Raw genomic sequence first — 11271 nt, 5'->3', positions numbered from 1 at the left:
AGTGTTTGCCTCCGGCTTCCTTCAGATTCCACCTCACGGTGGACACCCTTGCCTTTAGCTAACAGTTCCTACTGCCAAGTCTGTAGTGGACTTTCACCACCAAGTTATCGCCCATGCCGGGCGCACATGCAAAAAGGGAAAAGGAACAATATGCCCCTTTCCCCTTTGAATAGATTTATTCTACTGACATAATGTACTCGTAAACAGGTTGGTCACCTTGAATCACTTCAAAATCTACCTCAGAGTATGTTGCTTCTAATTGTTCAATGACTTGTTCAACTAAATCTTCTTTTCCGCCTTCTCCAATGAAGATAGTTACAATTTCGCTCTCGTCATTAATCATATTATCTAAAGTATTGTATAAAGCATTCTCTACAAGAGGTTCAGATAAGATAATTTTCCCATCAACGATCCCCATAAATTCATCTTTCAGAATTTCAACGCCGTCTAGGTTTGTATCACGAATAGCATAAGTAATTTGACCAGTTGAAACCATTTCAATGTTTCCACTCATGGCAGCATGATTATCTTCAATCGTTCCTTCTGGATTAAATGCAAAAATGGCACAAATCGCTTCTGGAACAGTTCTTGTTGGTACAACCACTGCAGGTTTTTCAATCACTTCTGCTGCTTGTTCTGCAGCCATAATGATGTTTTTGTTATTCGGTAATAGAATAAAGCGTTCTGCTGGTGTCGTCTCCATCGCTTTAACAAAATCTTCTGTTGATGGATTCATCGTCTGACCACCTGAAAGAACTACATCAATACCGATTGATTTCAGCATTTCACTCATACCTTCACCTGCTGCAACAGCAATCACTGCATAATCTTTAGGAGCAACTGCAGTTGTTTGTTGTTGAGATAAAGCTTGATTGGCAGTTTCTAATTCACGCACTTGTTCACGCATATTATCTACTTTAATTTTGATTAATTCTCCATACTCTTGACCTAATTGCATAATTTCGCCTGGGTCTTCAGTATGAATATGTACCTTCGCTATTTCATCGTCAGATACAACTAATAATGAGTCTCCTTTTTCATTTAAGATATTACGGAACTCATCATAATCAAATTCTTTTTCAACGGTTGGACCATTACCGATACGAACCATGATTTCTGTACAATATCCGAATGTAATATCATCCATTGACATTGGGTGTTCATTTGTTTCTTCGAATACCGCATGAGAATGAGCTTCTGACTTTTTAGAATGATCTTCAGAAATAATGACTTCACCTGTTAGGCTAGATAAGAATCCTTCATAAAGGCAAAGTAAACCTTTTCCTCCACTATCCACAACGCCGACCTGTTTCAGAACTGGTAACATGTCAGTCGTTTTCTCAAGTGCAACACTTGCGCCTTTAACGATTGCTCGCATAATTTCAACGATGTCTGTTGTGTTTTTAGCTGCTTGTTCACCAGCTAAAGCTGATTCACGTGCAACTGTTAAGATTGTTCCTTCAACAGGCTTCATAACTGCTTTATAGGCTGATTCTACTCCACCAGCAAATGCTTTAACAAAATATTCAGCATCGACATTCTCTTGATCTTCAATCGCTTTAGAAAAGCCTCTAAAGATTTGTGATAAGATAACGCCTGAGTTTCCTCGCGCTCCCATTAATAACCCTTTAGCTAAGGCTGTACTTGCTTCTCCAACGTGTCCTGAAGTATTTTCTTTTAATTTTTCAACACCAGAGATAAATGACATATTCATATTCGTTCCTGTATCTCCATCTGGAACTGGGAATACATTTAGTGAATTGATTAAATCAACGTTCTCTGTTAAACGATCTGCTCCAGCGATAATCATTGATTGAAATTCTGGTGCCGTTAACATAGTAAGTTCCAACTTTCGTCCTCCTTATAACTCATTGACTTTAAAATTTAGTCAACTTTTACTCCTTGAACGTGAACATTTACAAAATCTAGTGTGAATCCTAGTAAACGTTCGACATTATATTTTACTGTTTCTTGAATATTTTGACAGATGACAGATATTTTTGTTCCATAAGATACAAGAATATATACATCCACTGCCACTTTATTACCGTTTTGGGAAAGAACTACACCTTTGGCAAAATTCTCTCTACGTAAAATTTCTATTATATTATCACGAAAGAAACTTTTACTTACCATCCCTACGACACCGTAGTTATCAGTAACCGCTGCACCTACAACTGTTGCGATAACTTCATTACTTAATGTGATTTGTCCATTTGGGGTTGGAATATTTATTGCCATACAATCTCCTCCTATTGTTTATATCTTAGTTATTTTATCATAAACATCGTTATTATTCACTTAAATTGATATTACCAAACTACAACGGTTTGACAAAGAGAATTGTATTATATAAAAAAATTTGTTCAAGTTTATGTTCGATTACAAATAAAAAAGCTAACTTGCTCAAAGCAAATTAGCTTATTTAAATAATATAACGAGATTAAACACGTTCAACTTTACCTGATTTTAATGCACGTGCAGAAACCCAAACTTTCTTAGGCTCGCCGTCTACCATAATGCGAACTTTTTGTAAGTTAGCACCAAAAGTACGTTTGTTTGCGTTCAATGCATGAGAACGAGTGTTACCAGATCTAGCTTTACGTCCTGTAAAGTAACATTCTTTAGCCATTAGTATTTCCTCCATTTCTTGCAGGAGCTTTGTCTCTGCTTTTTCATACCGTAATAATTTATCATATTTTTCATTCTTGTGCAAGAATTTTTTCAATATTTTCTATTTATAAAGCGGTTTTGTTTCCAAGAAGTAATATTAGTCTATCCAAGGTTATAAGTCAAGGCAGTTTTTGGATTGTACCCTATTTTTAGGCTGTATGAATTAATAACCTTTTTTCTTGTTGTACTCATTCTTAGCCAGTGTTCCATTAGATAAATAACTATCAAGATTTTCTTTAAAAATCGGATAAATCATATCTCTAAAATGTTCAACATTGCCAGAGATATGTGGCGTAATGACTAAGTTTTGTGTTTGCCATAATTTTGATGATTCTGGAAGTGGTTCCGGCGATGTGACGTCTAAATAAGCTCCCGCTAAAGTCCCTGCTTCCAAAACTTCAATCAGATGATCATCTTTCACTGATTCACCTCGACCGATATTCAAGAAGTAAGCAGTATCTTTCATGTTAGCAAAGATTTCTTTATCAAAGAATAATTCACTTTCATCTGTTAAAGGCAATGCATTAATAACAAAGTCCATATCTGAAAGGATTTCTTGGCTGCTTTCCATTGTGTATGTATGGTCAAAGGTTTGGATTGAACGGCCATTCGAATTAACGCCATATGTTGCCATTTCAAAAAACTTAGCTGTTCGAGCAATCTCTTGACCAATGGCACCTGTCCCATATACAAGTATTTTCTTGTCTTTTAATGAGAGCATGTTTGAGGCAATGCTTTTATCCCATTTACTTTCCAACTGACTCGTCATGGCAGGTATAATCCCTCTAGCTACACCTAATATATAACCAAATATATTCTCAGTAATTGGAACAGCATGGACACCACTCATGTTTGAAAGCAAAACATCTTTATCGTTTCTCAGGCTTTCAGGAATTGCATCAAGTCCTGCGGTGTCTTTTTGAATCCATTTTAATTGGTTTAAATCTGCGGTGTTTTCACTTAATTCAGAACCCCAACCATAGACGATTTCAATATTTTTAATGTCATCTGAATTGAGTTCATCTTTGACTTTAACATTATAGTCTTTCGCTGTTTCTTTGATTTCTTCTAATTGCCATTCTTTCGTAATGGCATAAACTGCAATAATTGGCTTTGTCATATTATCCCTCCTACTTTCTTTCATTCACTCTAAGAACGAGAACGAGACCTTGCTTAAATGATAGCTTCACCGGATGGTTTTCATCAATAAACTCGTTACTGATCAGCGCACGAGGATAAGCGATATCCGTTGCTTCGAGATTATATACAGCGTTTTGTATACTTAATTGCTCAACGGCTGTTAAAGTGATGATGGATAAATAATCTGGTAGCATTTTTTCAACACTAATCTCATAGTCACCTGGGAAGAAAAACTGAAAAACATGATTCTTTTCAATAAATTTTATTCTTCCAACACTTTCTTTAAATCTTGGTTGATATACCATCCAAATATTCGCTAGCATGTGATCCAAGCGGCCTTTTTTCTCCCCGATACCCCCTAGAATAAAACATTCCAAATTAGGAAACTCATCTTGAACGATTTCTAAAGCTAATTCCATGTCCGTGTCATCCTTTTTAGCTGGATGTTTAATAATATGTGTCGCGTTCTCTTGGATTAACTGAAATTCTTCTTCTGTCACTGAATCAAAATCACCAACAGCATAATCCAAGTGATATCCAGCTTTAATGAGTTTTAAGCTTCCCGAATCCACACCAATATAATATGTTTTATGATTTTGAACATATTTAGGTATTTCTGAGACTGCTGGTTTTACAGCGCCCCCACATACGATCACGTATTCTTTTTCTTTACTTTGCATCATAACACCTTAATTTCTTAATGAATCGATCGCTTCCTTGCGGTTATTGTGACTGAATATGTAAGAACCTGCCACTAAAACATCTGCACCTGCTTCAAGGCATTTCTTACTAGTATCCTCATTAATACCGCCATCCACTTCAATCTCATAATCATAATTATTTTCTTCACGGAGTGCTTTAAGTTGTTTAATTTTGTTCAAGCTTGATGGAATAAATGTCTGTCCTCCAAAGCCTGGATTCACTGTCATGACTAAAACTAAATCAACATCAGACAATACTGCTTCAATGGCTTCAACCGGCGTACCTGGATTGATTACGACGCCCGCTTTCTTGCCAGTTTGTTTGATTTGTTGGATTACTCGGTGAATATGTTTCGTTGCTTCAACATGAACAGAAATGATATCTGCGCCCGATTCAGCAACGAGTTCAATATAGCGTTCAGGTTCTTCAATCATCAAATGACAATCAAAAGTTTTATCAGTTAGATGACGGATTGAATTCATAACCATTGGACCAAAAGATAAGTTTGGTACAAAATTTCCATCCATCATATCGATATGAATATAATCAGCGCCATTTGATACAATATCAACTAAATCAGCGCCTAATTTACTAAAATCTGCACTTAAAATTGATGGTGCAACTTTCATAAATAATCCCCCTACTATTTTTTCTTTTTATAAACAGGTTTTCTTTGCTCAATCCGTTCCATAATTTGTTCATAATTATTATAACGACTTTGGGCAATGTCACCCGCTTCAACTTCGCTTTTAACATTACAACCCGGTTCATTTAAATGCAAACATGACCGGAACTTACACGATTCTCCCGCCCTAGCGATCTCTGGGAAATAGAATCTTAAATCAGCTTTTTCGATATCTGGAAAATCAATGGCGCTAAAACCTGGTGTGTCAGCTAAGAATCCATCGTTAAATGGATATAATGTGACTTCTCGAGTTGTGTGTTTCCCACGGTTTAAAGCTTCACTAATGATCCCTGTTTCAATATTCGCTTCAGGTAATAATAAGTTTAATAGAGTTGACTTCCCAACACCTGATTGTCCCATTATGACGTATAAGCCTGAGTCTATCAAATGTTTAATCTTATCAATATCTGATTCATTATTATTTAAAGTCACAACGGTATAACCAGCGGGTGCGTATACTCGTTTAATTTCTTCAACTTTTCGGTCGGCTGCTTCTTGACCAAGCGCTTCGACTAATAAGTCATACTTAGATAATAAGATAATCGGTTCAATATGGTTCGATTCGATAGAAACTAAAAAGTAATCTAATAAATTATAAGAAAAATCTGGTTCAACTAATGAAGTCACAATCATTGAGTAATCTACATTCGAAATACTTGGTCGAACTAACTCATTTTCTCTTGGTAATATTTCAATAAGACGACTTTCTGACTGACTATCTTGTTCATCAACTTCAATGACTACTTCATCACCTACTAGGGGTTTTTCATTTGTGTGTCGAAATAAACCTTTAGGTTTTGTGGCAAAACTTTGATTCTCAGACCACACATAATAGAACCCACTAATTGATTGATAAATAACACCTTTTTTCTTTTGCATAAAACCCTCCTTTTAAAAAAAGGTTAAATCCTCCAATATGAAAGATTTAACCTTGAAACAGCTACTGTGGTATAACATTATTACTTTCCTCATACACTTCACCATCACGCAATATTCGATATTGCCCTGTACCATTTGATGATATATACAAAGTTAATTCAATTAATTGTGACTCTGTAATTTCAAATTCTTCAGCGACTTCAGTAATATTATTATACTCATCACCAATGAATACTTGAATTGTATTTGGTAATGGATTTTCTTGTTCTTCATCATTATCTTCATACGTTGGTAAGTATTCAATATATACTGGAGTTAAAGCAGAATTAATTTCTTCTTTTTCAGCTCCCATTGAAACAACAACTGAAATTGTATCACCAGGATATAATGATGTTCCGCTTTCAGGTGACTGACTAATAACCTGTCCTTCTGGGATAAACTCGCTGTATTCATAACCTACATCTACAACTAACCCATATCCATCCGCAAATGATTGAACCATATCAAGGGATAAGTTATAGAAATCTTGCATGGTGCTTGATTCTGAATAACTTCCTACAGTCATAGTAATCGGTGTCTCACCTGGAACTACGCGCGTTCCCGGTTCTAAACTTTGTGCCATGATGGTCCCAGTTTGTGACGCATCATTGGTGAACAAGTCTTGACGTTCAACGATAAAACCAGCTTCAATCAACATTTGACGAATTGGTTCATAGCTCTGTCCGACATAATCGCCGATTTGAACTTGTTCTTCCCCACTACTCACGACTAGATTGACTGATGAGTCTCTTTCAATTCGCTCGCCCATCTCAGGATCCGTTTCGATAACGTTCCCTTGAACGACAGTGTCGTGCCAATTATTAATCACATTCCCAACTGAAATGTTCTCTTCTTCAAGTAATGCCATCGCTTCTGCTTGAGATAAGTTCTCAACATCAGGGACGGTTACATATCTAATCGTTTGATTATATAAAGCATACGCACCGACTGCCAATAAGATAACTAATAATACGACAGATACTTGTATTAACAGTTTACGTAGTCGCTTCGGTCTAGAAATCGGTGGTAATTCATCATATTGAGGAATTTCCTCTTCATCCTCTTGAAAATCCTCTTTAACTTCTACACTTGATAACGTTTGACTTGCTGTACTTATTGGTTTAATTGGCGTCATAATTAATGTATCTTCGATATCCGTTTCTGGGTCGAAGCGTTTTTCGCTCATACGATTCACACTTAAACTCGTACTTAGATCATTTAGCATTTCTTGAACAGAACTGTAACGATGTTCTAATGATTTAGCGGTTGATCGCATGACCACATTTTCTAAACTTTGTGGAACGTAATCTAAATGCTCTTTCACACGAGGGAATTCCTCTTGGAAATGCTTTAGAGCAACCGAAACAGCTGACTCACCGTCATAAGGGACTTCACCAGTGATTAATTCGTAAAGAACAACACCTAAAGCATAAATATCCGATTTAACGGTCGCACTTCCACCACGCGCTTGTTCAGGCGATAAATAATGCACAGAACCAAGCAATGTGTTTGTTTGTGTTAATGATGTATCTGATAGCACGACGGCAATACCAAAGTCAGTGATCTTCACTTCATTGTTCTCAGTAATTAGTATATTTTGTGGCTTAATATCACGGTGAATAATGTTATGTCTATGTGCGACATCAATGGCTGATAGAATTTGGGACATAATATTAACGGCTAATTCTAAAGACACAGGTGATTTCTCACGGATAAATGTCTTTAAATCATTCCCTTTAACGTACTCCATCACAATATATTGTTGGCCATCTTCTTCATCAACATCATAAACTTCCACAACATTATGATGCAAGAGTTGACTCGCCGCCATAGCTTCACGTTGGAAACGACGGATAGCATCTTGATTATCTTGGAAGTCAAAGCGTAATACTTTAACCGCAACATCACGATCTAATATCAAATCTCTGGCTAAATAAACATTTGCCATCCCACCTGAGCCAACAAGTTGGTTAATAATGTAGCGTCCAGATAGTTTAGAGTTAATATCTATCATGTCGTTTCACCATCCTCTAAGATTAAAAAAGGGATGTCTCCAACAACAATAATCGTAATATTGTCTCGTCCACCAGCTTCATTTGCTGCATCAACTAAAGATACAGCTAAATGTTCAAAGTCTTCCGTTTGTTGGAAGAAATCAACAATCTCTTCGTGACTCACCATATTTGTCAGTCCATCAGAACAAAGCATTAAGTGTTCCACTTCATTAATTGGTAACTCCAACAATTCATAGCCGACATCCGGTGTCACGCCAATTGATTGTGTGACAACGTTTCGTTGTGGGTGAAGATTTCCTTCTTCTTCAGTAATCTCACCTGATCGGATTAATTCATTGACTAATGAATGGTCTTCTGTTTTTTGAATTAAATGGCCTTCGTTGAATACGTAAGCGCGACTGTCCCCCACATGCGCAATTAAGACAAACTCTTTTGTAATTAATGAAACAACTAACGTAGTTCCCATTCCTGCAAGTTGTCTATCTTTTAAAGATTCTTCATATAGATAAATATTTACATCTTCAATAGCTTTTCCAATCCATTGTGATGCATCTTCTTTCGTTAACTCTTTCGTCAACTGCTTAAATTGCTTCCCTAAATATTTCGTCGTAAGTTCACTCGCGACTTCACCAGCTTGATGACCGCCGACCCCATCACATAAGACAAATAAGTATTGATTAAAATCTGATTTAAAATAATCAGCATAATCTTGATTTGACTTACGCTGTTTCCCTACGCTTGAATGGAGCGAAATTTGCATTGTTTCACCTCAGTTTTTTATTGTACTATTTAATACCTTCTGTGTCTTTTTTAACTAAACGTGAGATAAAAAAGCCATCTGTATGGTATTGTTGTGGCCAAACTCGAATATTACCTTCATCGGTAATTAAATCTGCTTTAATATTATCTTTTTCAGCTGAAATTGGACTTTGTACAAAATTATCATGAGCGTTTAAAAATGATTGAACGATTTCTTCATTTTCCTCATAAGACATTGTACAAGTACTATATATAATTTCTCCACCTGGTTTTAATAATGTTGATACATGATTAATTAATTCGGTTTGTATTTGTGCTAATTCTTGTATATCTTCATATGATTTATCATATTTAATCTCAGGTTTACGTCTCATTAAACCTAAGCCAGAACAAGGTGCATCTAAATATATTTTATCATATAATTGACCGTCTGTAGGCTGATGTTTTGACGCATCCTCCACATTTAATGTCACTCTTTGTGAAAGTGCCAAACGATCCATATGTTCATTTACTCGCTTAATTTTGGGTTCTGACAAGTCTAAGGCTGTCAGATGTCCTGTTTCTAATAGTGTCGCGATATGTGTCGCTTTCCCACCTGGTGCAGAACATGCATCTAATATTTCTTCATCTCCATTAATATGACCTAAAGGAGCTACTAACATCGATGATTCATCTTGAATTGTTAACCAACCTTCTTTAAAAGCCGTTGAATGAATGAGATTACCGTTCATAGAACGAATACCTACGGGTGAAATATCACTTTCTACAGTGTCATAACCTTCACTATAAAGTGATTCCATGACTTCTTTTCTAGACTTCTTACTTGTATTTACACGTGCAGAGATAAATGGAACTTCTTGTAAACTTTCTAATAAGTTCTCAACTTCTTCATGCGTTTGATGTTTCAAGAAATAATCTACAATCCAAGGACTAATACTGTATTTCACACTTAAGCGTTCAGTGAAATCTTCAATCGCATCAATATCCAATCGATCCGTTCGAATAAAACGACGCAAGATTGCATTTACAAAATTCCCTACGCCCCCATGACCGTTCACTTTAGCTACTTGAACGGCTTCATTAACTACCGCATGACTCGGAATTCGATCTAAAAATACTAACTGATATACAGAAAGTCTTAGTAATGTGGAAACCCAGTCATCAAGTTTCTTACCTGATACGAAAGGTGCTAAGTAATAATCAATCGTTAATTTGTTTTGGATAACACCGTATACAATTTGGACAACTAATCGATTATCCCTTTCATCTAAAGGTGTATTTTGTAAAAATTCGTCTATCACTACATTTGAAAATTCATTATGATTTTCAATTTTATCGAGTAGAACGAGTGAGTGCCAACGTAAATTTTTATTTAATTGTTTTTTACTTCGTTGCTTAATTTTCAAAACTCGTTCCTCCTATCGTTATTTATTTTCGAACACGCTATCTATTATAGCCTCTGGCTTATTCCCATTCAACCATTGTTCAATTGAAAGTCGTTTTTTTCCACTTTCTTGCCATTCGCTAATTCCATAAAATGAATTATCTCCGCATTGAACAATTAATTTATTGTCTTCAACTGCAACCACTTCACCAATTTCGCCGGATTCGCCTTTATATGTTACAGGTTCACCCACCCAAATTTTAACACGGTTATTATCTAATAGCGTATATGTCGATGGGAATGGTCTAAAGGCACGAACATGATTATCCACTTCTTGAGCAGTTAAATCCCAAGAAATTCGCTCTTGTTCTTTAGTAATTGTTGGAGAGAAGACAACTTCTTCTTCCACTTGCGGTGTTGCTTGGACTTCGCCAGCAAAAACTGCAGGTAAAGTATCTAATAATAATTCTTTACCTACCACAGCAAGAGACTCAAATAATTTACCTACATCATCTGTTGCCTTAATTTCAATGGCGCGTTGAGATAAGATATCTCCTGCATCCATCTTTTTAGTCATATAAATAATTGAAATTCCCGTTTCTTTATCCCCATTCCATAGAGCATAATGAATTGGTGCCCCACCACGGTATTTAGGCAGTAGTGACGCATGGACATTAATTGCTCCATATTTTGGTGCTTCAATTAAATCATTAGGTACAAATTGCCCATACGCTGCTGTAACTATAAGGTCAGCATTTAAAGTTTTTAACTCTTCAGCTTCTTGGGACCCTCTAATTTTTTCAGGTTGATAGACTGGGATGTCATGTTTTAATGCGAGTTCCTTCACTGGTGTCGGCTTTAATACTTTTTTACGCCCGACAGGTCGATCGGGTTGAGTGACTACACCTACAACCTCCAAATTCGCATCATTCACTAGCCCTTCCAATACCTCAACAGAGAAATCTGGTGTCCCCATAAAAATTATCTTATGCATA

General features: G+C 36.2%; 11 protein-coding genes. All 11 read right to left on the bottom strand.

Going from position 1 to position 11271, the window contains the following annotated elements:
• Positions 1–175: 175 nt before the first annotated feature.
• The 11 genes from ACEN31_RS05200 to fmt all read right to left on the bottom strand — a co-directional run bounded on the left by ACEN31_RS05200 (position 176) and on the right by fmt (position 11270).
• Positions 176–1849 (bottom strand): DAK2 domain-containing protein, encoded by a 1674-nt coding sequence (locus ACEN31_RS05200; protein ID WP_407108831.1) that lies wholly within the window; start codon positions 1847–1849, stop codon positions 176–178.
• 35 nt (positions 1850–1884) lie between these two features.
• On the bottom strand, positions 1885–2241 hold the full coding sequence (locus ACEN31_RS05195; protein ID WP_138405156.1) for an Asp23/Gls24 family envelope stress response protein: 357 nt from the start codon (positions 2239–2241) through the stop codon (positions 1885–1887).
• Between the two features lie 202 nt (positions 2242–2443).
• The gene (gene rpmB / locus ACEN31_RS05190; protein ID WP_138405155.1) at positions 2444–2632 is read right to left on the bottom strand and encodes a 50S ribosomal protein L28; all 189 of its coding nucleotides are present in this window, start codon (positions 2630–2632) and stop codon (positions 2444–2446) included.
• 204 nt (positions 2633–2836) lie between these two features.
• Entirely contained in the window at positions 2837–3793 is a 957-nt protein-coding gene (locus tag ACEN31_RS05185) for an NAD(P)-dependent oxidoreductase (RefSeq protein ID WP_407108830.1), read from the bottom strand.
• A gap of 10 nt (positions 3794–3803) precedes the next feature.
• Positions 3804–4496, bottom strand: a complete 693-nt coding sequence (locus ACEN31_RS05180; protein WP_407108828.1) for a thiamine diphosphokinase — start codon at positions 4494–4496, stop codon at positions 3804–3806.
• A 6-nt stretch (positions 4497–4502) separates the two neighbouring features.
• A complete protein-coding gene (gene rpe / locus ACEN31_RS05175) occupies positions 4503–5144 on the bottom strand; it encodes a ribulose-phosphate 3-epimerase (protein ID WP_407108827.1) in 642 nt (213 codons plus the stop codon).
• Positions 5145–5158: 14 nt separating this feature from the next.
• A complete protein-coding gene (gene rsgA, locus ACEN31_RS05170) occupies positions 5159–6079 on the bottom strand; it encodes a ribosome small subunit-dependent GTPase A (RefSeq protein ID WP_197104870.1) in 921 nt (306 codons plus the stop codon).
• A gap of 61 nt (positions 6080–6140) precedes the next feature.
• On the bottom strand, positions 6141–8132 hold the full coding sequence (pknB, locus tag ACEN31_RS05165) for a Stk1 family PASTA domain-containing Ser/Thr kinase (RefSeq protein ID WP_407108826.1): 1992 nt from the start codon (positions 8130–8132) through the stop codon (positions 6141–6143).
• Positions 8129–8893 (bottom strand): Stp1/IreP family PP2C-type Ser/Thr phosphatase, encoded by a 765-nt coding sequence (locus ACEN31_RS05160; RefSeq protein WP_407108825.1) that lies wholly within the window; start codon positions 8891–8893, stop codon positions 8129–8131. Before ACEN31_RS05160 ends, pknB begins: the two co-directional genes overlap by 4 nt.
• Positions 8894–8918: 25 nt before the next feature.
• Positions 8919–10298 carry a 16S rRNA (cytosine(967)-C(5))-methyltransferase RsmB gene (rsmB, locus tag ACEN31_RS05155; protein ID WP_407108824.1) on the bottom strand — a complete coding sequence of 460 codons (1380 nt, stop codon included), beginning with the start codon at positions 10296–10298 and terminating at the stop codon, positions 8919–8921.
• An 18-nt stretch (positions 10299–10316) separates the two neighbouring features.
• Positions 10317–11270, bottom strand: a complete 954-nt coding sequence (fmt, locus tag ACEN31_RS05150) for a methionyl-tRNA formyltransferase (RefSeq protein WP_407108823.1) — start codon at positions 11268–11270, stop codon at positions 10317–10319.
• Position 11271 lies beyond the last annotated feature (1 nt).

The sequence above is a fragment of the Ruoffia sp. FAM 26255 genome (assembly GCF_045528525.1).
GTDB classification, from domain to species: Bacteria; Bacillota; Bacilli; order Lactobacillales; family Aerococcaceae; genus Ruoffia; species Ruoffia tabacinasalis.
This window is presented reverse-complemented; position numbering and strand designations above follow the sequence as displayed.

Coding starts and splice junctions, on each gene's coding strand:
- ACEN31_RS05195 (WP_138405156.1), bottom strand. CDS start 2,241: ATGGCAATAAATATTCCAACCCCAAATGGACAAATCACATTAAGTAAT.
- rpmB (WP_138405155.1), bottom strand. CDS start 2,632: ATGGCTAAAGAATGTTACTTTACAGGACGTAAAGCTAGATCTGGTAAC.
- ACEN31_RS05185 (WP_407108830.1), bottom strand. CDS start 3,793: ATGACAAAGCCAATTATTGCAGTTTATGCCATTACGAAAGAATGGCAA.
- ACEN31_RS05180 (WP_407108828.1), bottom strand. CDS start 4,496: ATGATGCAAAGTAAAGAAAAAGAATACGTGATCGTATGTGGGGGCGCT.
- rpe (WP_407108827.1), bottom strand. CDS start 5,144: ATGAAAGTTGCACCATCAATTTTAAGTGCAGATTTTAGTAAATTAGGC.
- rsgA (WP_197104870.1), bottom strand. CDS start 6,079: ATGCAAAAGAAAAAAGGTGTTATTTATCAATCAATTAGTGGGTTCTAT.
- pknB (WP_407108826.1), bottom strand. CDS start 8,132: ATGATAGATATTAACTCTAAACTATCTGGACGCTACATTATTAACCAA.
- ACEN31_RS05160 (WP_407108825.1), bottom strand. CDS start 8,893: ATGCAAATTTCGCTCCATTCAAGCGTAGGGAAACAGCGTAAGTCAAAT.
- fmt (WP_407108823.1), bottom strand. CDS start 11,270: ATGCATAAGATAATTTTTATGGGGACACCAGATTTCTCTGTTGAGGTA.